This is a genomic window from Rhizobium sp. C104 (assembly GCF_022354505.1).
GTDB lineage: Bacteria > Pseudomonadota > Alphaproteobacteria > Rhizobiales > Rhizobiaceae > Rhizobium > Rhizobium redzepovicii.
Genome location: NZ_CP092348.1, coordinates 1,981,430 through 2,008,086, shown reverse-complemented (window position 1 = coordinate 2,008,086; position 26,657 = coordinate 1,981,430). Strand labels below are relative to the sequence as shown.

Sequence of the window (26,657 nt, the reverse complement as noted above, 5' to 3'; positions counted from 1 at the left end):
CTTCGCTGTGGGGGGATTATCGATGATAAAGCCCTCGACCGATGGACAGCTTTCCGCCGAACAAGGCGTTTTACTGCCTATAATGGCGCCGCGCCTTCAGGCCGATGTTCATCCGGACGGATATGCTGATCTCGCCCTCTGGGGCGCCGGCAGTCTGGGGCGCGTGAGGTTTTCCGCCATCGCTGGCCCTTATACCTATGCGCCGAACCGAATGGTCTCCAGGCAGGGCGGCATATTCGTCGCGCAGTCGCTGCCGGTGATGTTGATCAGCGGCGCACGCCTTCAGGGCGTATATCCGGCGCGTCGTTGCGCCTGGTGGCATGAGCCGGATGGGGACGGCGCGAGCGCGAAGGTTACTCGGGGCCCCCATCGGCAGACTGCCGAAATGGGCTGGGGTGTCCTCATCGTGGACGTTCTCGGTTCCGATTTGCGGATTGCCGTCGGCGCCTCCAGAGACGAAGCCGAGAGGGCTCTCAGCCTCGCCAGCGAAGCGATCGTTGCCGAAGCCGCCGAATATGTCGCGCGTTGCGATCTGGCGCCCGACGCCGACCCGCTGATGCGCAGCATGGTCAGCCAGGGCATCCATGCCGCGCTTTCCAGCATCAGGCGCGACGAAAACGGCGCCTTCGCCGGTCTTGCCGCGGGGCAGGCCTACAGTGCCCCGGCGCGGACCTATTACCGCGACGGCTATTGGACGATGCAGCCGCTTTTGACGCTCGCACCGGAGGCGGTGCGCGACGAGATCCGGCTGCTTGCCAAGGGGTGCAGCCGGATGGAGAAGCCCCGAGCGGGGTGATCTTGACCGGGCCTGCGCAATCGGAGGCGTGGCAGCGCTTTGTCGAAGACAGCAAGGCCAATCCCAAAACCCACAAAAAGGCGGTCCCGGAATACCACAACCGTCCGCAAGACTGGTGGAGCGACCACTTCGACAGCCCGCTTTTTTTCATCCTGTTCATCGACGACTACGTCAGGGCCACGAAGGACCTCGCCGAGGCGCAGCTGCACTGGCCGATCGTTCGGGCAATCGTCGACCGCTATCTCAGCCTGGCCGGCCCCGACAGCGTCCTGCCGGTAAAGCCACGTAACGATCGGGATTGGGCCGACAACGTCTATCGCGAGGGCCTGGTCTCTTATGATCTCGGTCTTTTCATCGGCGCCATGGATGCGGTGGCAAGGCTTGGCGACGGTCTGGATCCGGCTCTTGCCGAACGCGCGGGCAGGACCGCAAATCTGGCCCGCCAGGAGATCGAGGCCAAGCTCTTCGTCCCGGCAACGGGAGGATATGTCGACTATGGAACGCCTGGCGCTTTTGTCGAGGATCATCTGGCTCTCGACAGCCTGACCTTGTCGCGGTTCGGCGCAATTTCAAAACAGCAGGCCATTGGCTTGCTGAGAGCCTTTGAAAGCCAGCTGGAAACGCGCAACAATCACGAGCAGCCCTATGGCAGCTGGGGTGTAATGTGCGCCTATCCGCCCTTCAAGCGGCCAAGCGATCTGCGATCCAAGACGGCGTTTCCCTACCGCTACCACAATGGCTCGGACTGGCCCTATTGGGATGGCGCCTATGCCGAAGAACGCCTTCGCCACGGACTTGGAGGGGCGCGTTACGCCCTGACGCGCTGGTGGGAAACCTGTCTCGACAATGGCTGGATCGGTGCGGTGGAATATTTCTCGCCGCCCTATGGGCGCGGCTCGCTGCTTCAGGGCTGGAGCGCCATGCCGGCGGCAGTCGTTTTGAAATATGGGCTTGACGCCGCAAATGCGGAGCCAATCTCATGAGCATGACGGCTCGGTCGGTTCTACTCGGGTCTCTTATCAATCCGCATGGCGAAGGCGACGGAGCCATCGCGTTCGAGTTCGGAAAAGCCAAGATGACGGTAGAAACCTCTGGCGCGTTCGTTGTTCGGATCGACACCGAGATGCACCGCTCCGACTCCGTGATTGCGGAGCGCTTCAAGCTCGGTGCTGATCATCCTGCGCCCCCAGCCGCCGGCCTGAAGTCCGGGAAGAATGTTGATGTGAAGATGCGCCGGGTAGTCGTCTTGAAGCCACGTCGTTCCGCTGCGCGGATTTTGAATTCGTTCGAGCACGTCGGCATCGCGCGGACGGTTGGGCGTCAGCCCGGCGACCTGCTGTCGGACGAACGGCCACCAGTCTGCTTTCAGATCTTTGTCGAACCCGACAGTATCGGGCGTCCCGACGACATAGCCGACCGGCCGGTTGCCCTGAACCAGAACAAAGGCAAAGTCTCTGGCAAATTTGAGGTAGGGTACCGACCAGATGTAACCGGGCAGATGCGGGTCGCTGTAAAGCGCGCTGGCATCTTCGCCGCCATTGGCGGTTTTCAGGCAGATGTCGAAAAGAGCGTCGATATCGGCTTCAATCGCCGGGCGGATGAAGCAGTTGCTGTCCATCGTTTTGCCACCTCCTGCGTGGCGCTTTGTCATTCTGGATCGCGAGAGGGGCCGATGCAGTGACGATTACCCCAGATTCGCCAACCAGGCAAAGCTCTGGGGAAAGAAAACGTTCGGCCGGCGCCAGGTGCGAGGCCCGGACGGGGAGTGGAGAATAAACCAAATGAGGTGGAGCAGATGAACAGAACCGTGAGATCGATCAGCATACTGCCGGCATACCGATTGAAAGCAGCTGTCGCGCTCGCCGGCGCGGCGCTTGTGAGTTTCGGCCTTTCCGCCGCCCGGGCCGACGATCTGGCCGTGTGGGATGACCAGACCTTCGAAGGCCAGAGCGCGGTCATCGAGCAACTGAATAAGGATTTCGAAGCCGCGCATCCCGGTGTCACGATCAAACGCACTGCGCGCACTTTCGATGACATGAAGCTGACGCTGAAACTTGCAGTTTCGGCGGGCGATGGCCCTGTCATCACCAAGGTCAACCAGGGCGCCGGCGACATGGGCGCGATGGTCAAGGAAGGCTTGCTCCTGCCGGTCGACGAGTACATTCAGAAATATGGCTGGGATAAGCGGCAGTCCGATTCCGTGCTGGCCAGAGACCGCTGGGAGGGGGCGAAATTCGGGGTCGGTAAGACCTACGGCATATCAGGTCTCGGCGAGATCGTCGGCCTTTACTACAATAAGAAGATCCTCGACGACGCCGGCGTGGCGCTGCCGCAGACCTTCGAGGAGCTTTTGGCCGACCTCGACAAGCTGAAGGAAAAAGGCGTTGCGCCCTTCATGATGGGCTCCGCCAAGCAGCATCTTGCCCTGCACATGATCGGCGCTATCGATCAAGCGCATATTGACGCGGCCAATCGCGCCGAGCTTGACGACCTGATCTACGGCAAGGGCGGCTCTTGGAACACAAAGGGCAACATCGAATCGGCCAAACTCGTGCAGCAATGGGCGCAGGGCGGCTATTTCTACCCCGGTTTCGAGGGCATATCGGGTGACGACGCCGTCCAGCTGTTCATATCAGGACAGGGCGCATTCCTGATCTCCGGAACCTGGTACTTCGGCGACATGCAAAACAATCCGGATATCGGCTTCATGGCCATTCCCGCTCCTAAGGGCGTTTCCAAGCCCATGAGCGTCGGCGGCGTCGATCTTGCCTGGGCGATAACCAGCCTTGCCAAAGACAAGGCGAAACAGGACCTGGCCGGCGAGTACATCGACTATATGGTGTCCGAAAAGGCCGCCGAAAGCTGGGCCGCTGCAGGCTATCTTCCTGCAACATCGCTCCCGGCGGATGCCAAGCCCAAGCTCACGCCGCTCCTGACCTCCGGCATCGAAATGTGGAAGACACTCAACGCCAACGATGCGCTCGGCCATTACCCCGATTGGTCGAGCCCGACGATGCTGAAGACAATCGACGACAACACGCCACTTCTCCTGTCCGGCAAGATTACGCCCGAAGCCTTTGTCGATGCCATGGACAAGGACTATCAGGCCTATTTGAAGGATAAGAAATAGGAAGTGCGGACGCCGGTCACGACCGCGCACTAGGCGGTCCGGCCGGCGTCCTATCCACCACGCTAAAATGAGCGCTGCGAGCTGACGACTTGCCGCACGATGACCAGAGCTTTGGCTTCATGGAGTACTGGATGAAACGCTCCGCACTGGATGGCTCGCAACAGACCAATTTCATCTATTTATTGCCGGGATTGCTGCTTTATACGGCTTTTGTCTTTGGGCCGATCGTCGCGGCCTTGGGTTTGAGCCTGACCAGTTGGGACGGCTTGACGATGCCGAGATGGGTCGGCCTCGGCAATTACGCCGATCTCTTTTCCGATAGCCGTTTTTACATTGCCTTGCGCAACAATGCCGAGCTTGATGATCTTCTACTGCGTCCTGCCGCTCGTGCTCGGCATAACGCTTGCCGCCTGCGTGTGGAATCTGAAGCAACGCGAACAACTCGCCCTCAGAACCTTCCTGTTCCTGCCTTACATCATGCCAACCGCCGTGTTGGGCATCATCTGGGCATGGCTCTACAATCCTGCATTCGGCCCGTTCAATCAGTTTCTGCGAGCGATAGGATTGAGCCGGTTCGCGTTACCCTGGCTCGGAGATTTCAATTTCGTGCTTCCCGCGGTCGGGATCGTTGCCACCTGGTATTTCTTCGGCTTTTGCATGGTCATCTTCCTCACCGGAATCCAGCGCATCGACCCGTCTCTTTTCGACGCCGCCAAGGTCGACGGCGCGTCGCCGCGAAAGACCTTTTTCTGGATAACGCTGCCGCTTCTCATGCCCGAGATCAGGGTGGTTTTGCTTCTGACGGTTATAGCCTCGATCAAAAGCTTCGACCTGATTTTCACGATGACCCGGGGTGGACCCGCCAACGCGACGCTCGTGCCGAATATCTACATGTATCAGCTCGGCTTTGAGCTCAATCGGTTCGGCGCAGCGGCCGCCATCGCCATTGTCGGCGCCTTGCTGACATTCGCAATCAACTATGCAATTCACCGGCTGGTGGGCTCAAGAAGCAAAGGAATGGCTTGATGGGCCGCTCGTCCAACTACCCCGCCGCGCTCTTCCTTCGCATTGTGCTCTGGCTTCTCGCTTTCGTAACGATCACCCCGTTCCTGCTGCTGCTGCTGACCTCGATAAAAAGCAAGGCTGACGTTCTGAAGGGCGCATTCGCCCTTCCGGCCTATCCGCATTTCGAAAATTACGTCGATGCCTGGAATGCCGGGCATTTCAACATTTACTTCTGGAACTCGATCGTCGTCGTCATACCCGTCGTTGCCGCAAGCGTCTTCTTGGGCCTGTTGACCGGTTTTGCCTTCGCCTACCTGTCGTTTCCGCTCCGGCGCACGCTGTTTGCGATCCTGACGCTCGGCATGATGGTGCCGGCGGAGGCCTTCATCATCCCGCTTTATTATGAGATGCGCTATCTCGGGCTGATCAATACCTATGCGGCTCTCATCATACCGCAGATCGCGATGTCGATACCCTTCTCGACGATCTTCCTTGCCAGCGCGATGCAGCAATTGCCGGAGGAAGTTCTCGAAGCCGCGGTGCTTGATGGCGCCGGACGCTTCTATATCCTGCGCAAGATCGTTATCCCGCTGATGATACCGGCAATGTCGACGCTGGCGCTGTTCTTGTTCATCTGGACCTGGAACGAGTTTCTCATTCCGTTCATCCTGGTCAATGACGACGCCTATCGGACGCTGCCCCTCGGCATGCTGTTTTTCCAGGGGCGTTACACCGTCAATACGCCGGTCCTGACCGCCGGCGCGGTGATCGTCATTTTCCCGCTCATTCTGACCTATCTGGTTTTCCAGCGGCGGTTCATCGCCGGCTTGACGGCAGGCGCGACGAAATAGGCAGCGATGTGCTCGCAGCTATGGCCCACGGCCGCGCTTGTGGCGCACCTCGAGCGCCGCGCAGCCCCAGACCGTGCCGAGCAGCAGATAGACATGGCGCCAGTGATCGATATCGATGACGTTGCCGATGGTGGCGTGGCCGAGAACAGAGATCCAGGCGATCATCAGGAAGGGCTGCCACGGCCGGTCGAGCAGCAGGTATCGGAAGCCGAGCGCCAGCGTCCAGACAAGCATGCCGACATAGGTGGCGAAGCCGAGCCAGCCATAGGTGGTCAGCGATTTCAGCCAGATATTGTGCTCGTCCTCGGGAAACATCGTGCCGAACACCAGCGGGCCGATGCCGAGCGGGCGCTCCATCATCATGGTGAAGCCGATCCGGTGGCGCTCGAAGCGGCCGAGATGTTCGCCGTCATATTGCTGCACCAGCTGAGCGCGCGCCGAAAACAGTTCGGCGACCTTCGGGATCTGCAACGCCACCAGCAGCGAGGCGACCAGCATGATGATCGCCGCCAGCGACAGCCCCAGAACTCTGAGGCGAAAGGCGCCGCTGCGCTCCTTGAGCAGCATGATGAAGATCAGGAGCGCCACGCCGAGCGCGAAGAGCCCCCAGGCGGCGCGCGAAAAGGACAGGAAGATGCCGAGTGCAAGCACCAGCAGAGCGAGAGCCTTCAGCGGCGATCTCTTCAGGTCGCCGACGAGGATGCCGTGGACGAGATAAAGCGATGGCGGCACCAGGAAGGGGCCGAAGACGTTCGGGTCCTGGAAGGCGCCCTTGGCGCGGTCATAGAGGGTGAAGATTTCAGCGCCCGGAAAGGCGTGGAAATAACCGAGTATGCCGAGCGCGGAGGTGGCGACGGCGGCGAAGGTCCACGCGTTGAAGATTAGCGGCAGCCGCTTGTGGCTGTCCTCGATGATCGCCGCGTAGAAGACCGCCGTCAGCGCCAAAAAGGTCGAGACCGCGATATACATCGGCCCGGTCGCCAGATCTTTCATCTGCGTCAGCGACAGCATGCCGCCGATGTTGAAGGTGAGCAGCAGGGCAAGCAGCGGTGCGACGCCGCGCGAAATCCTGAGGCCCAGGATAAACCAGAGGCCGATCAGTCCAGCCATCCAGAGCTCGTAGGGCGCCGGCTCGTCGATCACGAAACCGGAGAGGAAAACACCGAAGGCGACAAAGGCCGAGCCGATCAGGCGCAGCGTCATCCGCTGCGGCTGGGCGACACGGGGATATGTCGCCTCGATCGCGCTCAATAGGCGTTTTCCGTGTCGAGCAGCCGGATCGGCGTCAGGAACAGGATCTTCAGATCGAACCAGAGTGACCAGTTCTCGATGTAATAGAGGTCGTAGGCGGTGCGGAACTTGATCTTCTCGTCATTGTCCACTTCGCCGCGCCAGCCGTTGATCTGCGCCCAGCCGGTGACGCCGGGCTTGACGCGGTGGCGGGCGAAATAACCCTCGACGACATCGCCGAAGGCGCGGTCGCGGGCCTGGGCGAGAACGGCATGTGGGCGCGGGCCAACCAGAGAGAGTTCGCCCCGCAGCACGTTGAAAAGCTGTGGCAATTCGTCGATCGAGGTCTTGCGGATGAAGCGGCCGACGCGGGTGACACGCGGATCGCCCTTGGTCACCGCGGCCTTGCCCGTGGGGTCGGCCATGTTGGTGTACATCGAGCGGAACTTGAAGACGTTGATGATTTCATTGTTGAATCCGTGGCGCTTCTGCATGAAGAAGACGGGGCCTTCGGAGGTCGCCTTGATGGCGATGGCGGTCGCGACCATCAGCGGCCAGAGCAGCGCCAGCGCGATCACGGTGAAGAAGATGTCGAAGCCACGCTTGGCAACGGAGTCCCAGTCGCGGATCGGCATCTTGAAAATGTCGAGCATCGGCACCCTGCCGACGTGCGAATAGGCGCGCGGCCGGAAGCGCAGCCGGTTGGCATGCGCAGCAAGGCGGATATCGACCGGCAGAACCCAAAGCTTCTTCAAAAGGTCGTATATACGCGCCTCGGCCGAAAGCGGCAGAGCGATGATCAGCATGTCGATGCGCGTCAATCGCACGAATTCGACGAGTTCAGCCACGGTGCCGAGCTTCGGATAACCGGCAACCATGATCGGCGAACGCTTCTCGCCGCGATCGTCGAAGATGCCGCAGATGCGGATGTCGTTGTCATCCTGCTGTTCGAGGATGCGGATCAGCTCCTTGGCCGGCTCGCCGCCGCCGACGATGACGGCGCGACGCTCCATGATGCCGTTGCGCGCCCAGTTGCGGATGCCGTAGGCGACGAGGAAACGCTCGGCCGCAAGGAAGAGTGCGCCAGCCGTAAACCAGGGCAGATAGGCGCCGACGACCATCGCCCATGTGCTGCCGCGAACCAGCGCGAACAGGCCGACCGTCAGGAGGAGTGCGGTCATCCACGACCCCAGGATGCGCGGGATCAGCCGCAGCTTGGCCCGAAGTGCCGGAATGGTGTAGGTGTCGCCAAGCTGCAGGCCGATAACGGTCAAGGCCGAGGCGATCGCCGCCATGCCGGTCCGCACCAGCGATGAATCGTAGCCGTCACCGGGCCAAAAATAATGGGCGATCAGGGCGATCGCAAAGAGCGCCAGGAATTCCAGCAGCCGCAATTGCCCGATGATGATCACCGGCGACTTGGTTCCGTCACGGAACTGTTCGGCGATCTGCCGGGCATAGGGATTAATTTCTGTCGGGTCGGACGGTTTTTCCTGACCCGCGTCGCCGCGCACCTCGATGTCGGAGACCTGCTTGCGCAGTGCTTCCACGTCGAATTGATCGCCTTTTTCCAGCTTGTTCATGGGGCTTTCGCTCGTTGTCACCAAGCGAATTACCAGAAAGCCCCTGAAGAAATATTTACGGGGCGGCGGGCATTGCTCGGCCAGCGGCCGGATCGACGAGCTCATGGTACAATTTCAGGACATCGCGCGCCATGATGGCCGAGGAAAACACCGCCTTTACCGCCTCGGGCTTCGGCATCGTCTTGGCGTGCCAGTCGGGCGTGCTCAGCGTTTCCGCCATGACGCGGGCAAGATCATCGGAATTTCCGGCCTCCACAAGGGCTGCGCTGTCGGCGCCGAGCACCTCGGGAATGCCGCCGACCCGGCTGGCGATGATCGTCTTGCCGGCCCCGAGCCCCTCGAGCACGATATAGGGCATGGCTTCGGCGCGCGAGGGAACGACGAGGTTCTGCGCCATGGAGAAGGCTTCGTGGACCCGCATCGCCGGCAGCATGCCGATGCGCTTGCCGAGGCCACGCTCGACCATCATCTCGCGGTAGCGGTCGCGATCCGGTCCGTCACCGATCATCAGCGCCGACAGCGGCCGGCCGAGCAGCCGCTCGGTCTTGGCAAAGGCATCGACAAACAGATCGGGACCCTTGAGGTCCCGGAGCATACCCACATAGATGAAGTGCACGGCATCCGAGCGGGTGGGGATCGGCTCGAAATCGCGCTCGGCGATGCCGTTATAGATCAGTCTGGTCTTCGTCCGCGGCTTGCCCACCTTGCGCGCATAGGTGTCGCGCTCGTATTCGCAGATGAAGACCAGCGCATCGGTGAAATATTCCTGCAGGCGCTCCATCCTCAGGACGAATTGTCCGCTGAGCGAGGAACGCGAATAATGCAGGCTTCCGCCATGCGCGGTATAGAGGCGGGCTACGCGATACCTGTTCACCCGCAACGCTGAGCCGGCAAGTCGCGCGAGCACGCCGCCCTTGGCGCCGTGTCCGTGCAGCACATCCGGCCGCAAACTTTTAATTTTCTTGTATGTATCCCACATCGTCGCAAGGTCGGACGGGCTGATCGAACGCCGGATCGGCACGCGTGTCAGGCCGAGCGAGAGATAGGGACGGATATCGTCGAACAGGCTGTCCTCATACTCGCCGCCGGTCGAGCTGTCGCAGAGGATGCCGACTTGATGACCGGCCTTGCTGTGCTCCTCGACGAGATCGCGGACATGGCGGAAAATTCCGCCGACCGGCGACCTGAAGCAATGGAGGATGCGGAGCGGCTTCTGTATTGTCATCGCTCAGAAAAGCCGTTCGCGAACGTAGATCGTGTCGCCGGCGATGATCGGCCCGGATATGTTGATGCGGCCGGTCAGCACCTGTCCGTTGATCTTGCGGGTGACGTCGACCATGCTCTGGTTGGCGCGGCTGGTAAAGCCGCCAGCGACCGCAATGGCGTTCTGCACGGTCATGCCGGGGACATAGGCATACTGGCCGGGTTGGCCGACTTCGCCCATGAGGAAGATCGAACGGTAGCGATCGACATCGATGGTAACATCAGGATCGCGAAGATAGCCCTGCTGCAGTTTCTGGGCGATCTGGCCCGAGAGTTGCTGCAGGGTTCGGCCGCGGGCAGGGACTTGGCCGATGAGGGGGAAGGCGATATAACCGGCCTGATCCACGGTATAGGTGTTGGTTAGGCTCTGCTGGTCGAAGACGGTAACGCGCAGCCGATCGCCGCTATCAAGCGTATAGGGCTGGATGGTCGCCTCGTTGAACGCCTTCGGTGCCGGCTTGTATGTCGTGCAACCGCCCAATGCCGCCGTCATGGCTGCAAGGCTCAGGGCCAAAAGGATCTTGGGCTGGACGACAGACATCCGTTTGTGCTCACAGAAAATGAACTCGGTAGAGCCGTTATCAATCCGTTAGGGTTAATGCTCGGTAAAGGCCGCTTGCAATTTCCTGAGTTCCTTTCATCGGCCGTCGCTTATTACTCGGCAAGATTGCCATTAACCGTTGAGTTACCATGGTCGTTTACGCTTGCGGCACATTTGTTGTGGAGTAAGAGCATGTCCGGCGTAGCGCGTGATCAGGATGTGGACATCGACCTCGGCCAGTTGGTCCGCGCCGTCTGGGCGCGGCGGCTCAGGATTTTGGCGATTACGCTTGCGGGGGCGGGCATCGCCTTTACAGGCGCCAAGATTATGTCGCCGCAATATCGCAGCGAAACACGCATCCTGATCGAACCCCGGGCGCCGGCCTTCGCCAGCACCCAGCAAGTCAACGACGCCGGCGCTGGCCCGCTGATGGATGAGCTGAATATCGCCAGCCAAGTGCAACTGCTGCAATCGGCCGATCTCCTCAAGAAGGTCATCAACGACCTGAAGCTTTATAACCTGCCGGAATTCGACGATGCCGCCAACGGCTCGGCGATGAGCAGTATCATGGTGAAGCTGCATCTGAAGAAGAACCCGATGGAGAACCCGCCGGAAGAGCGGGTGATCGACGCTTTCGTCGAACGCCTGCAGGTGTACCAGGTGCCAGGTTCACGCGTCATCGGCATCAGTTTCACCTCGAAGGACCCGAAGCTCGCGGCCGCCATTCCGAACGCCATGGCCAATGTCTATCTTTCGACCCAGAGCGGCGCCAAGCTTGATTCCAATTCGGAAGCGACGCGCTGGCTGGAGCCGGAGATCGAGGGCCTACGCCGCAAGGTCAGCGAAGCCGAAAAGAAGGTCGCCGAATACCGCACCTCGCACGGGCTGCTGCAGACGAACGGCACGACCACCTTTCCCGCCCAGCAGCTGAACGATATTTCGGCGGAGCTGACCCGCGTGCGCGGCGACAAGGCCAATGCCGAGGCGAGGGCGCAGGCGGTACGCAATGCGCTGTCTTCGGGCGAAGCCTCCGACACGCTGCCTGACATCATGTCGTCCCAGGCGATCCAGCGGCTGAAAGCGACGGAATCCGGTCTGCAGTCGCAAATCTCGGATCTGCAGACCAGCCTTCTCAACAACCATCCACGGCTGAAAAGCCTGCGCGCCCAGCTCGCCGATATCCGCACCCAGATCCGCCAGGAGACGCAAAAGATCCTGACGAGCATCGAGAACGAATCCAAGGTTGCGGATCTAAGGGCAAGCGAGCTCGAGCGCCAGTCGGACACGGTGCAGGCCAACAGCGCCCGCGCCGGCGAGGACGAGGTCGGCCTCAATGCGCTGGAGCGTGAGGCGACCGCCCAGCGCCAGCTGCTCGAAACCTATCTGGTGCGCTACCGCGAGGCCGCTTCCCGCGCCGACAGCAATTCGAGCCCGGCGGATGCCCGTATCGTTTCCAAGGCCATCGAGCCGGTCGATCCCTATTTCCCGAAGGTGGTGCCGATCGTCGTTGTCGCTGCGGTCGCCACTCTGATCCTGAGCGCCATCGTCACCATGCTGGCCGAACTCTTCAGCGGCCGGGCGCTCCGTCCCGTCGATGCGGCCCCCGAGACCATCGAGGCGGAAACTCTCGTCGAGGAGAGGGTTGCGCCGCAGGCCGCTCCGGTTGTCTCTGCCGTCAGAAAGCCCATCCAGCCGAGCATGCTCGCCATTGTCGGGGATGAAGACGAAAAGGACGTGATCGAAGACACCGAGGCCGCCGAGAAGCTGCCGGAAGACGACAATGAATTCTCCGTCGCCTCCGTTGCCGATTATCTCACGGGCAGCCGTGCGCCGCTGGCTATCGCAATATCTCCGACCGGTGACAATGGCTCCGCGGCAACAGTTTTGCTGACCCGCATGCTCGCCGACGCCGGCCGCCGCGTCATCCTGATCGATATGACCGGTTCCGGTTACCCCACGGAGCTGATGGCCGAGGACCAGGCTGCTCCCGGCGTCACCGATCTGCTCTGCGGCGAGGCCGCCTTCGGCGACACGATCCACAGCGATCGTCTTTCCCTAGCCCATGTGATCCCCCAGGGCCAGAGCGACGTGCGCCGGGCCATGCGCGGTGTCGACCGGCTGTCGCTGCTGCTCGATGCGCTTGCCGCCGCCTACGACCTCGTGGTGGTCGAATGCGGTTCGGCCGATGTCGCCGGCGTCTCGCGGCTGACCCGCAGCCGCGATGTCGAGATCATTCTCTCCCTACCGGAGATCGAGGAAACGATCTTCGTGACCCTGATGACGGAATTCCAGGCTGCCGGCTACGAGCGCGTCGTGCTGATGTCGGGCGGGGAAGGGGCTGAGCAGACGCTCGGCCGGGCTGCCTAATGCATGTCGCGCAAAAGTGTTCAGCGGTTTTGCGGTAACGACACGCGTAACATAAACACCGCTTAGCCGATCCGTGCGCGGATGCTCTGCGTGAATTTATAGAGCTTCGGTCGGGCCTTGATATGGGCCTTGCCGCGGGTGACGATACGGTGCGCGGCGCCGGCGAGAACGCCGAACGGCGAGACCGGCAGCACCACGTCGTAATGCGCAGTCTCCACAGGCGCCCAGGATCGCTTGTAGGTCTGGTCGCCGAGTCCGAAATCGAACAGCGCCACCCCCTTGCCATGCAATCCCGAGATGGTCTGCCAATAGAGGAATTCGCCGGGACTCGTATCCGGCACCAGCTCCTCATCGATCGCGCCGAACTGGCAGATGATATGGTCGCCCTTGCGCGAAATCCCTGAAATCGCGGCGACCCGACCCTCATTCTCTCCCTTGAGCCGCAGCACATGCATCTGCAGCCCGAAATATTGCCTGCCGTCACCCCGCTTGTCGATCAAACCGTGCAGGAAGGCCTGCGTTTCCTTGTCTGCAAAGACGTCGGGCAGGCCGAGGCTGGCGAAACGGGCGCTCTTCAGCCGGAAGAAGATGTCGAGCAGCCGGTGCTGTTCCTCCGATTCCTCGGGGGCAAGGTATTCGAAGCCGCCGGCCGCCTCGAGGCGTTTCGACTGAACGCGGAATTTCTTGCGCCGGTTCTTGGCGTTGAGCTGCTTCAGCGTCTCCTCGAAAGCCGGAAAGAACGGCAGCTGATAGGCGTGATTCTGGTTCTGCACCATCGGCAGCCCGGTGAGCGGGGTCTGTCTTCCCCGCCATTCCAGCGGAATATTCTGCAGCAGCAGCAGATCGGCCCGGCCCTTCAAGGCGTGCCGAAGCTGCCCTGCGAACTTCTCGGCGTCGATGCTGCCGCCGCTTTCGGCAAAATTTCGGGAAAACAGGCCGGTATTGATATTGCTGTGATCGGCGGCGATGAACTTCGCCACGCCAAGCCCCCGCGACTTGACGATTTCGACCGGCAGAATGAAAGCCGTCTCACCGGCATGGGTGCCTTTGAGGATCGCCAGCGGCCGCTGAAACGCGCTCACCCAGGCGGCGCACCAGTCATAGCTCTGATGCAGCGACTGGAGATTGTCGCGCTCTAGCACCCGCCAGTCGTCCTCCAGCGGCTGCATCGCGTCGAAAACGCTGATGTCGACTTCGGCCATGGCGAGTTTCATGCTGAGCTGGCGCAGGCGCGAAATGGTCGTTTGGGCCAGCGCCCCGTCCTCCGACGGCTGTTCATGAACATCGAGCTTTTGCGTCTGCACGGTTTTCTCCGGTCAAGAATGCTGAACGGGAAGGTAGGAATGCAGGACGTATATTTGGTTTACTCGCACGCCATGGGCGAGGTTTTCCGCCTATCACGGTTATTCGGCCGTTAATGGCCTATTGCTGCCGCGGCCCGGCCATCCATTTGATGATTACCATCGCCGGCAGAACCCAGAGCAGGCCGGTGAGCAGGAAATAGAGCAGGTGCCCCCACCAGGGCGCGTTGCCGAGCGTTGCCACCGCGATCGTGTTCGCCACCAGCGCATAGACCAGAACGAGCACGATGATGAGGATCGTGCCGATGAATTTGCGGAGGCGGACGGGCATCAATTATCTCTCGGCAGGGACGGGGCGGACCGGCGCGACGGCATGCCGCAAAGGTTCGGGGCTTGTTTTGCATGAGCCGCTGGGGCAAATCAACTGCCGGATAGAAGGAGACATCATGGCTGTCGCAAACCCGACCACGGAACAGGCGATCCTGAGCGAAGTGCGCAAGCAGAACCGCGACCGCCGCGCCTTGCGCTTCTGGCTGGGTTTCGTGCTTTTGGCGCTCTTCTGTCTCGTGCTCGTCGGCGGCGCCACGCGGCTGACCAATTCCGGCCTGTCCATTACCGAGTGGAAGCCGATCCATGGCGTCATCCCGCCGTTGTCGGCCGCCGAATGGGAGGAGGAATTCCGCCTCTACCAGCGCATTCCGGAATTTCAGCAATTGAACAATTCCATGACCGTCGACGAGTTCAAGGGTATCTTCTGGTGGGAATGGGCCCACCGGCTGATCGCCCGCGGCATCGGCGTGATCTTCGCGTTGCCGCTCCTCTTTTTCTGGCTGACGGGGCGGATCGAGAAGGGCCTGCGCTGGCCGCTCGTCGGCATCCTGGCGCTTGGCGGCCTGCAGGGTTTCATCGGATGGTGGATGGTGTCCTCAGGGCTGTCCGTCCGCACCGACGTCAGCCAGTATAGGCTGGCGACGCATTTGATTATGGCCTGCCTGATCTTTGCCGGCTGCATGTGGATCATGCGCGGGCTCTCACCGCATTCCAACGATCCGGCGCCGACACGCAGCTCGCGCGGATTTGCCGCCGCGATCGCCATTTTCGCGCTGTTCCAGATCTATCTCGGCGCGCTGGTGGCGGGGCTAGACGCCGGTTTTTCCTACAACACCTGGCCGCTGATGGACGGCGCGGTCATCCCGTCGGATCTCTTGATCCAGCAGCCCTTCTGGATCAATGCCTTCGAGAACCCGAAGACGGTGCAGTTCATCCACCGCATCGGCGCCTATACGCTCTTCGCGTTGACGTTGATCAACATGGTGATCGCGCTTCGCGCCGCAGCCTGGACCACGCATGCCCGCCGCGCCGTCGTGCTTTTCTCACTGGTGACGCTGCAGGCGGCAATAGGCATCGCCACGCTGCTGCTGCAGGTGCCGCTACACTGGGGCCTGCTGCATCAGGCCGGCGCCCTGGTGGTTTTCGGTTTCGCCATCGCCAACTGGCGCGGTTTTTATGGCGAATATCCGCACGCCACCGCCATCGCGGAGCGCGGGTGAAGCGGTGTCGTAAGCCAGTCTAGCGCAGCACCCCATCGAGCAGCGGCATGCCGATGATCGTGGCGGTGGCGATCAGGATGTAGCAGGCGATGCGGAAGGTCCGCTCCTCGGCGAGCCCGAACAGTTTCGAGCCGCCGTAGAGCCCGACCGCGTAACTTGGCAGGATGACGGCGGTCAGCGCGAAGACCGCAGGCACGAACAATCCGCCGACGTAATAGCTGATGGCGCTGAAGACGGATGAGATCGAGAAATAGAGCACGACATTCGCTCTGACGCGCGTGAAGTCGCTCTTGCCGCCAAGCCAGTAGGCGACGACAGGCGGGCCGCCAAGCTGCGCGGCGCCGCTGAAAGGCCCAGCGATCAGGCCGACGCCGCTGCTGAGCGGAGCCGAAGGCGCGCCGTGATAGCGCCATCCCGATGCGAGAAGCGTAAGCAGGCCGATGGCGATGATGGTGATGCTCCAGCGTAGGAGCAGCGGGTCGAGCAGTGCCAGCATCGCCGTGCCGGCCGGCACGCCGAGTGCGGCCCCGGCCGCCATGACGAAGACCTCGGGCCGGTTGGCGCCGCGCCAGGCGGGCGGGATCATACCCAATGTGGCAATGCCGTCGATGACGAGCAGGATCGGCGAAACCAGCTTCGGCCCGACGATCGCGCCGGCGAGCGGAATGAAGATCAATGCGGCGCCGAAGCCCGAAAAGCCGCGGGCAAGCCCGGCGATGAAGGCAAACGCCATCAGCGCATAGATCCCATGGTCGGGCAGGGCGGCGGCAAACCAGACGTGCACGCCGGCGAAAAGCGCATCCAGCGTCATGGCGTCAGGAAGCGAGCATCAGGTCCATGTTCTGCACGGCGGCACCCGAGGCGCCCTTGCCGAGATTGTCGAGCAGCGCCACCAGATTGACCTGGGAACCGCTCGGCGTGCCGAAGACGAAGAGCTTCATCGTGTCCTTGCCTTCGAGCTCGACGGCGTTGACGCGGGGCAGCGTCTTGCTTTCGGCAAGCGGCACGACGGTGACGATCTCCTGGCCGGCATAATGGGCGGCGAGGGCGGCATGAATGCTTTCCATCGTCGTGCCCTCGGCGAGGTCGCCGAGATGCAGCGGCACCTGCACGATCATGCCCTGCGCGAACTTGCCGACCGACGGCGAGAAGATCGGCGCGCGATCGAGCAACCCGTGCACGGTCATTTCGGGCACATGTTTATGGGTGAGCGGCAGGCCGTAGACGAAATGCGGCGCGGTGATCGCATCCGGGTGATCCGGATTTTCCATCTGGGCGATCATCTGCTTGCCGCCGCCGGTATAGCCGGAAACCGCATTGACCGCGACCGGGTAGCCGTCCGGCAGAATCCCGGCGGCGCGCAGCGGCCGGATCAGGCCGATTGCGCCGGTGGGGTAGCAGCCGGGATTGGCGACGAAACGCGCGGCCTTGATCCTGTCAGCCTGCGCGCCGTCCATTTCGGCAAAGCCGTAGGCCCAGCCGGGATTGACGCGGAAGGCGGTCGACGTGTCGATGACGCGGACATTGTTGTTGGCCGAGACCATCTGAACCGCTTCCTTCGATGCATCGTCGGGCAGGCAGAGAATGGCGATATCGGCGCTGTTCAGCATGTCCTCGCGCATGGCGGCGTTGCGCCGCTCGGCCTCTGGAATGGACAGAAGCTCGACATCGCGGCGGCCGGCCATGCGCGTGCGGATCTGCAGACCCGTCGTGCCGTGTTCGCCGTCGATGAAGATTTTCGGTGCCATGTTAACCTGCGCTTTCAATGGGTTCAGAAGGTTTCCGGATTCATTTTGGGATAATAGGTCAGCCTTGTGACACGGCGATGGCGCGTCGTTCGGCATGAAGCCCCAGCATATACATCGCCACCGTTGCCCCCGCAATGGCGGTGATATCGGCATGATCGTAAGGCGGCGACACCTCGACGATATCGGCGCCGCGGATATCGAGCTGGTGCAGGCGCTGCAGCACCGAGAGGATCTTGGCGCTCGACGGTCCGCCGGCAACCGGCGTGCCGGTGCCCGGCGCAAAGGCCGGATCGAGGCAATCGATATCGAAGGTGAGATAGGCAGGCGCGCCGCGCGTATGCGAGATGATCGCCGAGGCGATATCGCCCGCACTCATCTCCTCGACCTGATGGCCGTAGAGGATATTGACGCCGCAATCCTCCGGCGCATGGGTGCGGATGCCGATCTGGATCGAGCGGTCGGGATCGATGATGCCCTCGCGGGCGGCCCGCGCCACGAAGGAGCCGTGGTCGATCCGCCGGTCCTCGTCGAACCAGGTGTCCTGGTGGGCGTCGAACTGCACAAGGGCGAGGGCGCCGTGTTTTGCCGCATGGGCTTTCAGCAGCGGCCAGGTGACGTAGTGATCGCCGCCGAGCGTCAGCAGGAAGGCGCCGCTGTCGAGGATGATATTCGCCTGCCGTTCGATGGCATCGGGCGTATCCTGGTGATTGCCGTAGTCGAGCAGGCAATCGCCGTAGTCGATCACCGCCATCTCGGCGAAAAGATCACGGTTGAACGGATATTGCGCATCATTGTCGAAGATCGCCGAAGCGCGGCGGATTGCCTGCGGCCCGAAGCGTGTGCCCGGCCTGTTCGAGGTTGCCGCATCGAAGGGAATACCCCAGACGGCAACGTCGACGCCGGCAAGCTCCTTGGTGAAGCGGCGGCGCATGAAGGACAGCGCGCCGGCAAAGGTCGGATCGCTGGCGGCGGAAGTGAGGCTGGTCGCCGTAAAGGCATGATCGATGGATTTGTTCGCCAAGAGGGGCTCCTTCTCTATGGGCGCTAAACCATAGTCGCGTTCGATGTCGGCCTTATATCGGCCGGTCACCGGTCACGACCAAACCGCCGGGCGACGAAATAGGCTGCTCCGGACGGTCAGGTTTGCCTGATCTCCCGAAAGCAACCGATGTTTCCTTTCGGGGCAGGAAAGGGGTAGGCGAGGTGGGTCGAGATTTCAAGCGATGCTTCGCCTGGCAGCCGCTCCTGGCTTTCGAGCGGCCGCCATTCAGCAGCAAGTTCGTCAGGCTGTCTTGCACGAAAGCCGCCGCAGTCCGGCGAGGGTGATCAGCGCCGTCACCGCGGCATAAGCTGCCAGCGGCCAGGCGGTGTCGCCGCCGAGCAATACGACGAACAAGGTGCCGGGAACGCCGACCAGGAGGCTTTCGATGCAGAAATAGAGCGCCACCGCCGTACCGGCGGTATCGTCGAACGCCTTGAGCGCACCATTGGCGGTGACCGCGGTCGCAAAGACGATGCCGATCGCGATGATCCACATCGGCAGGACGAAGCCGATGAGGGGTGCCTGCAGAAACACCTCTCCGGCGGCAAGCATCCCGGCGCCGAGAAGCAGCATCGCCATGCCTCTGGCGAGGCTGCCTGCGATGCCCCAGCGCGTGACGAAGCGTTTGGCAAAGCGCGCCGTCACGATCATCACTAAAGCCACCGAGGCAAAAATGAAGCTGAAGGTGATGCTGGAAAACCCGGCTTGATCGATCAGGATGCGAGGCGCGGTCGAGAAGAAGACGAAGAAGGCCCCCATCGCCGCACTGAAGCCGGTTGTGTAGACCCAGAAGGGAAAGCTCGCGAGAATTGGCTGGAACGAGATGGTCGCCGCCGCCGTGGTGGGGCGGGTTTCATGCCACCGCATCCCGGCGTTGAGAGTTGCGGCGACCGAAAGCAGGCCGATGACGACGAAGATGGCTCGCCACCCGTAGAGATCCGCAATCATCGCTCCGACGATCGGCCCGAATGCGGGCACGAAGGACAGTATGGAACCGAGCAGGCTATAGATCACGCTGCTTTCCGGGCGCTCGGCGTAAACGTCGCGTACAGTTGCGAAGGTGGCGACCAGCGCCGCTGAGGCGCCGATGGCTTGCAGCAATCGCAGGATCATGAAGAGGGGTGCCGATGATGTTTCGGCAAGCAAGAGTGAGCCAGTGGCGAAGAGTGCCGCCCCGCCGAGCAGAACGGGCCGCCGCCCGACGATATCGGAGACTGGACCGAAGACGATCTGCCCGGCACCGAGCACTAGCATGTAGAGGCTGAGGGTCAGTTGGATGACCTCAGGCGAGGTGCCGAGCGCCTCGGGCATCGTCGGCACGACCGGCAGATAGATGTCCATGGCAAGCGAGGCCAGGATGTCGAAAGGCGCCATCAGCAGCAAGGCTGCCGGCACGGAATAGGTCCAGCGCTGGATTTTGGAATAAGACATGGGAAAGAGACCGCTCAAATGATTTCATTCGGCGGCGATCTGTCTTTTCGTCAGGATCGGGGATTGGCCGGACAGACGCCGCAACAACAGGGCAGGGTTGTTGCGGCCTATTTGTCTGCGGACTTGGTTGTTCTCATCATGCGCCCCGGACTGCGGCTCCGCTCATTCGCGATGCCATTTGCCCCTTGTCTAGCAGCGTAGCCGGGGCTCGGCAACAGAACGCTCTTCCTCCCGCGCCGCCGATACCGATAAAAGCGATGGTTTAGTCAAATTTTTTATAAAATTCATACTTGCAGAAAAATTGGCGATTGCCTATGCAAGTCCGGGTTGCAGATTCGGTCCGCACAGTCAGCAAAAACATTATATTTCAGGAATATTTACAGTGATTTACCGAAGAGGGATTGACGGCCTACGGGCGGCCGCGGTGATGCCTGTCATTCTGTTTCATGCGGGCTTCAGTTTCTTCAGCGGCGGCTTCATCGGTGTCGACGTTTTCTTCGTGATCAGCGGCTTTTTGATCACCTCGATCATCCTTGAGGAGATGCGCGACGGCACCTTCTCGCTGGCGGCATTCTATGAGCGCCGCGCTCGCCGGCTCCTGCCGGCCCTGTTTCTCGTCGTCCTGTGCTGTCTGCCCTTCGCCTGGCTCTGGGTCATGCCGGAGGAGTTTCGCGCCTTCTCCGACAGCCTGATTGCCACCAGTCTTTCCGGCGCCAATTTCCTGTTCTGGTTCAAGAGCGGCTATTTCGCCCCGGAGGCCGGAGAGGTGCCGCTGCTCCACATCTGGAGCCTCGCCGTCGAAGAGCAGTATTACATGTTCTTTCCGCTGCTCGTCATGGTGATGTGGAAGCGCAAGCCGAGTTGGATGGTTGCGGTCTTGGTTGCGATCGCGTGTGCCAGCCTTGTCTACAGCGAGTGGGCCTCGCGGGTTTTTCCCTCGGCCAATTTCTATTTCCTGCCCTCGCGGGCCTGGGAATTTCTGGCCGGATCGATCTGCAGCTTGGTGCAGTCGAAGGGGCAGAAGCGCGGCAGCGATCCGTTGTCGCTGCTGGGGTTCGGCATGATCGCCTTTTCCGTCTTTTATTTCGACGAAACCTCGCCCATTCCCTCCACGCTCGCCGTGGTTCCCGTGATCGGCGCGATGCTCGTGCTGCTCTATGCACGACAGGGAACCTGGGTGTCGGCACTGCTTTCGACCCGCGTTTTCACCATGATCGGGCAGATCAGCTACAGCGCCTATCTCTGGCACCAGCCGCTTTTTGCCTTTGCGCGGATCCGCAGTATCGATCCGCCCCCGCTGATCGTGATGGGCGCTCTCGCCTGCCTTTCTCTTATGCTCGCCTATCTCTCCTGGCGTTTCGTCGAGCAGCCGTTCCGCCGCGGCGAGCGCCGATTGCTGCCGTCCACCCGCAGCCTGGTCGCATCCGTATCCCTGGTGCTTGCAGCCTTCATCACCTTCGGCATCTACGGCCACGACACGCGCGGCATTCCCTGGCGGCTGCCGGCGCCGATCAAGGAATTCATGGCGGACAATGATTGGAGCAAGACCTGCCTGCTCGAGGGCTCGTCGGGCTGGGATGCGATGCCGATCGAGAACTGCATATTTAACGGCAGCCACGCCCAGACTTACGCCATCCTCGGAGATTCGCTGGCCTCGTCGCTGACACCGGCGCTGACCAAGCGCCTGGACGGAATGAATATTGGCCTGCAGCAGATCACCCACAGCTTCTGTGCGCCGGTCGCCGACGTCTCGATGGTTCCCCACCAGGCGCGCGACTGCGGCGCCTTCAACGCTGCAGCGATCGAATATCTCGTCAAGAGCAAGGTGAAAACGGTCTTCCTCGCCGCCTCCTGGAAGATCTTTTTCGAGCAATCCCGGTACATCTTCAATGGCGAAGAAGTCGCGACATCAGACGTGGGACAGAGGCTGAGGGATGCGTTCGACAAAACCGTCGGCGCGCTGACATCGGCCGGCATCCGCGTCATCATCGTCTATCCTCATCCGCGCGGCGACACGGAGATCGCCGCCAAGGTCGCGAAGCTGATGCACAAGGGCACCCCGGCGCCGACGATCACGATCGCCCAGGATGAATTTCTCCAGCAATCGTCGCCTTCCTACGCCTATCTCGACGATCCCAAAGACAGGCATGTCCTACGCGTCGATCCGGCCAAGATTTTCTGTGGGAGAGAGGCGGGCCGGTGCGATCTGGCGCGGGACGGCAAGACCTTCATTTCCGACAAGGTGCATTTCACCTCGGCGGGTGCGGAAGCCGTCGCCGACGAAATCCTGGTCGCTCTCAGGCAAGACGACATAATGGATGGAAACGGCGTGGCCGCCCTTTCTTCCGACTGATGCACGTCGCGATGCACGTCGCCTGGGGCGAATTAAAGCGCGTCGCTATCTTTCAGACGCGCTGCTACTGTTCTTGTTTGACCGATACCGTTACCGCGGAACCGCGGTGTTTTGGCGTTCTGAAGAGCGCGCGCGGCAGTGGTTCTGCCCTTTTAACCGATTGCAAAACAAAAAGGCCGGGTTGCCCCGGCCTTCGTAAAATTCCGTCTGTCCGAAGCGATTAACGCTTGGAGAACTGGAACGAGCGGCGGGCCTTTGCCTTGCCGTACTTCTTGCGTTCGACGACGCGGCTGTCGCGGGTCAGGAAGCCGCCCTTCTTCAGGACCGAGCGAAGGCCCGGTTCGAAGTAGGTGAGCGCCTTGGAGAGACCGTGGCGAACGGCACCGGCCTGGCCGGAGAGACCGCCGCCGGCGACGGTTGCGACGATGTCGAACTGGCCGTCACGGGCAGCTGCAACGATCGGCTGGCGCAGGATCATCTGCAGCACCGGACGGGCGAAATATTCCGCGAATTCCTTGCCGTTGACGATGATCTTGCCGGAGCCCGGCTTGACCCAGACGCGGGCGACGGCGTTCTTACGCTTGCCGGTTGCGTAGGAGCGGCCGAGCGAATCGACCTTGCGGACGTGGGCCGGAGCAGCAGCTTCGGTAGCCGTGCCGAGATCCTTCAGGGAGGAGAGGTCAGCCATATCAGGCGCTCCTTACATTCTTTTTGTTGAGCACGGCAACGTCGAGGGCGACCGGCTGCTGGGCTTCATGGGGATGGTTGGAGCCGGCGTAGACGCGCAGGTTCTTCATCTGGCGACGGCCAAGCGGGCCGCGGGGAACCATGCGTTCGACGGCCTTTTCGAGGACGCGCTCCGGGAAGCGGCCTTCGATGATCTGGCGAGCGGTGCGTTCCTTGATGCCGCCGGCAAAGCCGGTGTGCCAGTAGTAGACCTTGTCGGAATACTTCTTGCCGGTGAAAACGACCTTGTCGGCATTGATGACGATGACGTTGTCGCCGTCGTCAACGTGGGGCGTGAAGGTTGCCTTGTGCTTGCCGCGCAGGCGCATAGCGATGATGGAAGCGAGACGGCCAACGACCAGCCCTTCGGCGTCGATGATCACCCACTTCTTCTCCACCTCTGCAGGCTTCTGGGAGAAGGTTGCCATAGTGAATACTCTCTTTTGAGACCCCTGGCCCGAGGGCTTGAAGGGCGTTTCTTGTTGCTTGGATTGACAGGCTTGCGGCATGCCAAAAAGAAAGCAGCCCGGACAGGCTGCGTTCTGCGCGGTGTATAAAGGCAATGTGATAGGGGGTCAACATCGACTTTCCCGACGTCTGGAAAAAAGAACCAGCAAAAACAATAAGTTAGATATATGGTATTATGTTACCTCACTTTTGTTGACTGAAGGCCGGTGCATCGGACGTTTTCACGTCGCCCGTGGCGGGCTTGAGCCTGCCGGACTTTAAGGAGCGTGCCGCGGTCGAAAGCAGCCGCTAACCCTCGAACGCGCGCAGGCATTTCATCATTTCGCGAAGGCCGCGGGTCAGATGTTTGTCCCGCCGCAGAACCATGCCGAGGCGGCGCGTGAGCTTCGGCTGCAGCGATGATGTCGTCACCAGGCCGGCGCGGTCGCGCTGCACCGCCAGCCCCGGCAGGATCGACCAGCCGAGCCCGACAGCCACCAGTTCCTTGATCGCCTCGATGCTGCCGAACTCCATGGCCGGCCGGATCCGGGTGTCCGGTGCGGCCAGCCATGCGTCGATTGCCCGTCTCGTATTGCCGCCCTCGTAAAGCAAGAGCGTCCTGTCGCGCATGAAAGCGGCGTCCGGTCCGCCGTCGGGCATGCGGCTGCCGGCGGGCGCGACCGCCAGCAATTCCTCCTCGTAGAACGGTTCGATCTCAAGGTTCCGACCCGAGGCCGGTAGCGCGATGACGGCGATATCGAGGCTGTTGGCCTCCAGATCGCGCAAGACGTCGTCGGCATTGCCGATATGGACGGTGATTTCGAGGCCTGGCATGGATTTGCGGGCGGCGGAGATGGCCCGAGGAAGCAGGTGGATCGACGCGGTGCCGCCACTGCCGATGCGCACGCGACCGCTGGCGCCATCCCTGTGCGGCATCATCGCTTCCTCCGCGGCGGCCGCGTCCTGCAGCAGCCGCCTTGCGTGCGCCAACAGATCGAGGCCTGCCGCGGTCGGCTGCGCCCGCCGTCCGACGCGCTCGATCAGCCGGACGCCGAGCCGCTGTTCGAGCCCCTTGACCTGCAGGCTGACGGCCGGCTGCGTCAGCCCTTCCTTGTCGGCGGCCGCCGTGAAACTGCCGAGATCGGCAACGTGGACGAAGGTTGCGAGCTGATCCAACTTTAGCGCCATGCCAAAGAAATCCTTATGCCTCTCATAATATCCATAAGCTTCCTTCGCGGCATTCTCCAGCGCATCTTTCATCCATCGAAGAAAGGAAGACGAGATGGCCCTGGAATTGAGTGAGAGACTAGAGACGCCGCACGATATCGTTCGATCGAAATTTCGCGCAACGGCGCGCTGGGGCCGGCGGCTGCTGGCGGCGGTCGAACATCGGCTGGAAAAGCGCCGCAGTCGCCGCATACTGTGCGATCTCACCGAGGACGAACTTCGCGATGTCGGCCTGACCCGTGCGCAGGCGAGGGCCGAGACAGCAAAGTCCTGGTTCTGGTCGTAACGGCTGCGGCTCAGCGGAAAGCGCTGATCCTGCTCGAAATTGCCGGCGCCTTGTGGCAATACGTCCGTCTGGAAATCGAGCGCAGGGAGCAGCATCATGGCCGAAATCGTATCCTTCCCGGACGCAGGCAGGGCGGAGGGATTACTGCTCCGCTCGTTGCGCGACGGCGTGCTGCGTCTCGTGCTCAACAACCCGCCGGCCAATGCGCTGTCGATCGCGCTTCTCGAAGCGCTGATGGCCGAACTCGACAAGGCCGGATCGGACGCGAGCGTGCGCGTCCTCGTCATCGCCTCGACCGGCAATGTCTTTTCCGCCGGCCACGATCTCAAGGAACTCACCGCCCATCGTGCCGATGAAGATCAGGGAGCCGGTTTCTTCGACAAGGCCTTCCGGCTCTGCGCCGATCTGATGCTGAAAATCGCGAATCTGCCGAAGCCGGTCATCGCCGAGGTCGACGGGCTGGCGACGGCGGCCGGCTGCCAGCTCGTTGCCTCCTGCGATCTGGCGATCTGCACGGATACGTCGACATTCTGCACGCCGGGCGTCAATATCGGCCTGTTCTGTTCGACGCCGATGGTCGCTGTTACCCGGGCCGCGCATCGCAAGCAGGCGATGGAGATGCTGTTGACCGGCGAGACGATCGACGCCTCCACAGCTAAGGATTTCGGTCTCGTCAACCGCATCGTGCCGAAGCAGTATCTGGCGCAGGTCGTTGCCAAATATGCCGGCGTGATCGCCAGCAAGTCGTCTCTGACCCTGAAGATCGGTAAGGAAGCGTTCTACCGGCAGATCGAACTGCCGGTCGAGGCAGCCTATGATTATGCCGCCAAAGTGATGGTCGGCAATATGCTGACGCAGGATGCTGAGGAGGGGATCGGCGCCTTCCTCGGCAAGCGCGCCCCGGAATGGACCGGCGAGTGATCACGCCAGTTTCAGAACCAGTCCGCCGATGGCGATGACGACGCCGGCGGCGTAGCGCCAGACACTGGCTTTTTCCTTGAAGACAGTAATCGAGATCACCAGCGCAAAGAGGATTGCGGTTTCGCGCAGGGCGGCAACGGTTGCGACCGGGACTTTCGTCATAGCCCAGAGGGCCAGCCCGTAAGACGCGATCGAGCCGGCGCCGCCGATCAGGCCGCGCCACCAGTTGCAACGGACGTGACGCGCCACGGCGATGGTGCCGCGTTGCGAAACCGCCCAGGAAAACAGCAGCACCGGCGGCAGCAGCGACATCCACAATGTGTAGGAGACCGCATTGCCGGAAAGCCGCGCGCCGATGCCGTCGACATAGGTGTAGCTGGCGATGACGCAGGCATTGGCAAGCGAGAGCATGACGGCGCGGCTGCTGCCGCGCCGAGCCTCAAGAGCAAGCGTCAGCACACCGGCGCAGATCGTCATTGTGCCGGCCAGGGCGCCGCCGGAAAGATTTTCCTTCAGGATGAAACCGCTTGTCGCGGCGATCAGCAGCGGTGCGCAGCCGCGCATCAACGGATAGACGAGACCGATATCGCCGGCCCGGTAGGCGGCGGCGACCAGCTGGAAATAGGCGAATTGCAGGATGGCCGAAGCGCCGATGAACGGCCAGGCAGAGGCTTGCGGCAGCGGCAGGAATGCCAGGAACGGTAGAGTTGAAACCGCGCCGCCGGCCGAGATCAATGCCGCATCGAGGGATTTATCGCTTCCTGCCTTGACGATGGCGTTCCATGTCGCATGCAGCAATGCGCCGAAGAGAACGAGCAGGATGACGTCGAGCGGCAAGGGAGTAAATCCGGAAAAGATG

At 61.7% G+C, this 26,657-nt stretch carries 22 protein-coding genes and 2 pseudogenes; 9 read left to right on the top strand and 15 right to left on the bottom strand.

Annotated features, from left to right (window positions below):
- Positions 1 to 22: 22 nt before the first annotated feature.
- Positions 23 to 1,779: pseudogene (locus MF410_RS11090) on the top strand (glycogen debranching protein).
- A gap of 20 nt (positions 1,780 to 1,799) precedes the next feature.
- Here MF410_RS11090 and MF410_RS11085 read toward each other — a convergent pair.
- Positions 1,800 to 2,414, bottom strand: a complete 615-nt coding sequence (locus tag MF410_RS11085; RefSeq protein WP_097627138.1) for a GNAT family N-acetyltransferase — start codon at positions 2,412 to 2,414, stop codon at positions 1,800 to 1,802.
- Positions 2,415 to 2,591: 177 nt separating this feature from the next.
- On the opposite strand from MF410_RS11085, the gene MF410_RS11080 reads away from it, so the two are divergent.
- The 3 genes and pseudogenes from MF410_RS11080 to MF410_RS11070 all read left to right on the top strand — a co-directional run bounded on the left by MF410_RS11080 (position 2,592) and on the right by MF410_RS11070 (position 5,782).
- Complete coding sequence (locus tag MF410_RS11080; RefSeq protein WP_097627140.1) at positions 2,592 to 3,926, top strand: extracellular solute-binding protein; 1,335 nt, start codon at positions 2,592 to 2,594, stop codon at positions 3,924 to 3,926.
- Positions 3,927 to 4,057: 131 nt separating this feature from the next.
- Positions 4,058 to 4,952, top strand: a pseudogene (locus tag MF410_RS11075) (sugar ABC transporter permease).
- Entirely contained in the window at positions 4,952 to 5,782 is an 831-nt protein-coding gene (locus tag MF410_RS11070; protein ID WP_097627144.1) for a carbohydrate ABC transporter permease, read from the top strand. The pseudogene MF410_RS11075 and the gene MF410_RS11070 overlap by 1 nt, the downstream one beginning before the upstream one ends.
- An 18-nt stretch (positions 5,783 to 5,800) precedes the next feature.
- Here MF410_RS11070 and MF410_RS11065 read toward each other — a convergent pair whose 3' ends face one another.
- Genes MF410_RS11065 through MF410_RS11050 form a run of 4 tightly spaced genes read right to left on the bottom strand, consistent with a single transcriptional unit; the run spans position 5,801 to position 10,399 of the window.
- Positions 5,801 to 7,033, bottom strand: coding sequence for an O-antigen ligase family protein (locus MF410_RS11065; RefSeq protein WP_097627146.1), 1,233 nt, complete (start codon positions 7,031 to 7,033; stop codon positions 5,801 to 5,803).
- Positions 7,030 to 8,595 (bottom strand): undecaprenyl-phosphate glucose phosphotransferase, encoded by a 1,566-nt coding sequence (locus tag MF410_RS11060; protein ID WP_097627148.1) that lies wholly within the window; start codon positions 8,593 to 8,595, stop codon positions 7,030 to 7,032. Before MF410_RS11060 ends, MF410_RS11065 begins: the two co-directional genes overlap by 4 nt.
- A gap of 55 nt (positions 8,596 to 8,650) precedes the next feature.
- Entirely contained in the window at positions 8,651 to 9,820 is a 1,170-nt protein-coding gene (locus MF410_RS11055) for a glycosyltransferase family 4 protein (protein ID WP_097627150.1), read from the bottom strand.
- Between the two features lie 3 nt (positions 9,821 to 9,823).
- Complete coding sequence (locus tag MF410_RS11050; RefSeq protein WP_003573986.1) at positions 9,824 to 10,399, bottom strand: polysaccharide biosynthesis/export family protein; 576 nt, start codon at positions 10,397 to 10,399, stop codon at positions 9,824 to 9,826.
- Positions 10,400 to 10,591: 192 nt separating this feature from the next.
- Between MF410_RS11050 and MF410_RS11045 the strand changes: the two genes are divergently transcribed.
- Entirely contained in the window at positions 10,592 to 12,766 is a 2,175-nt protein-coding gene (locus MF410_RS11045) for a Wzz/FepE/Etk N-terminal domain-containing protein (protein WP_097627152.1), read from the top strand.
- Between the two features lie 62 nt (positions 12,767 to 12,828).
- Here the strand turns inward: MF410_RS11045 and MF410_RS11040 are convergent, their stop codons facing one another.
- The gene (locus MF410_RS11040) at positions 12,829 to 14,070 is read right to left on the bottom strand and encodes a GNAT family N-acetyltransferase (RefSeq protein ID WP_097627154.1); all 1,242 of its coding nucleotides are present in this window, start codon (positions 14,068 to 14,070) and stop codon (positions 12,829 to 12,831) included.
- Positions 14,071 to 14,188: 118 nt separating this feature from the next.
- Positions 14,189 to 14,398, bottom strand: coding sequence for a DUF2842 domain-containing protein (locus MF410_RS11035; RefSeq protein ID WP_003573983.1), 210 nt, complete (start codon positions 14,396 to 14,398; stop codon positions 14,189 to 14,191).
- Positions 14,399 to 14,513: 115 nt separating this feature from the next.
- On the opposite strand from MF410_RS11035, the gene MF410_RS11030 reads away from it, so the two are divergent.
- On the top strand, positions 14,514 to 15,617 hold the full coding sequence (locus MF410_RS11030) for a COX15/CtaA family protein (RefSeq protein WP_097627155.1): 1,104 nt from the start codon (positions 14,514 to 14,516) through the stop codon (positions 15,615 to 15,617).
- A gap of 19 nt (positions 15,618 to 15,636) precedes the next feature.
- Here MF410_RS11030 and MF410_RS11025 read toward each other — a convergent pair whose 3' ends face one another.
- From MF410_RS11025 to cml, 4 genes are all read right to left on the bottom strand, one after another.
- The gene (locus MF410_RS11025) at positions 15,637 to 16,428 is read right to left on the bottom strand and encodes a sulfite exporter TauE/SafE family protein (protein WP_097627157.1); all 792 of its coding nucleotides are present in this window, start codon (positions 16,426 to 16,428) and stop codon (positions 15,637 to 15,639) included.
- A gap of 4 nt (positions 16,429 to 16,432) precedes the next feature.
- Positions 16,433 to 17,365, bottom strand: coding sequence for an N-acetyl-gamma-glutamyl-phosphate reductase (gene argC / locus MF410_RS11020; RefSeq protein ID WP_097627159.1), 933 nt, complete (start codon positions 17,363 to 17,365; stop codon positions 16,433 to 16,435).
- A gap of 58 nt (positions 17,366 to 17,423) precedes the next feature.
- On the bottom strand, positions 17,424 to 18,386 hold the full coding sequence (speB, locus tag MF410_RS11015) for an agmatinase (RefSeq protein ID WP_097627161.1): 963 nt from the start codon (positions 18,384 to 18,386) through the stop codon (positions 17,424 to 17,426).
- A 261-nt stretch (positions 18,387 to 18,647) separates the two neighbouring features.
- Complete coding sequence (gene cml, locus MF410_RS11010) at positions 18,648 to 19,838, bottom strand: CmlA/FloR family chloramphenicol efflux MFS transporter (RefSeq protein WP_097627163.1); 1,191 nt, start codon at positions 19,836 to 19,838, stop codon at positions 18,648 to 18,650.
- Between the two features lie 382 nt (positions 19,839 to 20,220).
- Here cml and MF410_RS11005 point away from each other — a divergent pair, with 382 nt between their 5' ends.
- Entirely contained in the window at positions 20,221 to 22,191 is a 1,971-nt protein-coding gene (locus MF410_RS11005; RefSeq protein WP_239620385.1) for an acyltransferase family protein, read from the top strand.
- A 220-nt stretch (positions 22,192 to 22,411) separates the two neighbouring features.
- Here the strand turns inward: MF410_RS11005 and rpsI are convergent, their stop codons facing one another.
- The 3 genes from rpsI to MF410_RS10990 form a co-directional block, all read right to left on the bottom strand.
- The gene (gene rpsI, locus MF410_RS11000) at positions 22,412 to 22,879 is read right to left on the bottom strand and encodes a 30S ribosomal protein S9 (RefSeq protein WP_003587370.1); all 468 of its coding nucleotides are present in this window, start codon (positions 22,877 to 22,879) and stop codon (positions 22,412 to 22,414) included.
- A gap of 1 nt (position 22,880) precedes the next feature.
- Positions 22,881 to 23,345 carry a 50S ribosomal protein L13 gene (gene rplM / locus MF410_RS10995; RefSeq protein ID WP_003573970.1) on the bottom strand — a complete coding sequence of 155 codons (465 nt, stop codon included), beginning with the start codon at positions 23,343 to 23,345 and terminating at the stop codon, positions 22,881 to 22,883.
- A gap of 328 nt (positions 23,346 to 23,673) precedes the next feature.
- Positions 23,674 to 24,624, bottom strand: a complete 951-nt coding sequence (locus tag MF410_RS10990; RefSeq protein ID WP_179867136.1) for a LysR family transcriptional regulator — start codon at positions 24,622 to 24,624, stop codon at positions 23,674 to 23,676.
- 22 nt (positions 24,625 to 24,646) lie between these two features.
- Between MF410_RS10990 and MF410_RS10985 the strand changes: the two genes are divergently transcribed.
- Both MF410_RS10985 and MF410_RS10980 read left to right on the top strand, forming a co-directional pair.
- The gene (locus MF410_RS10985) at positions 24,647 to 24,877 is read left to right on the top strand and encodes a DUF1127 domain-containing protein (protein ID WP_097627167.1); all 231 of its coding nucleotides are present in this window, start codon (positions 24,647 to 24,649) and stop codon (positions 24,875 to 24,877) included.
- Positions 24,878 to 24,973: 96 nt separating this feature from the next.
- On the top strand, positions 24,974 to 25,798 hold the full coding sequence (locus MF410_RS10980; protein WP_097627169.1) for an enoyl-CoA hydratase: 825 nt from the start codon (positions 24,974 to 24,976) through the stop codon (positions 25,796 to 25,798).
- Here MF410_RS10980 and MF410_RS10975 read toward each other — a convergent pair whose 3' ends face one another.
- Positions 25,799 to 26,635, bottom strand: coding sequence for an EamA family transporter (locus tag MF410_RS10975; protein ID WP_097627171.1), 837 nt, complete (start codon positions 26,633 to 26,635; stop codon positions 25,799 to 25,801). It abuts the gene before it with no gap.
- Positions 26,636 to 26,657 lie beyond the last annotated feature (22 nt).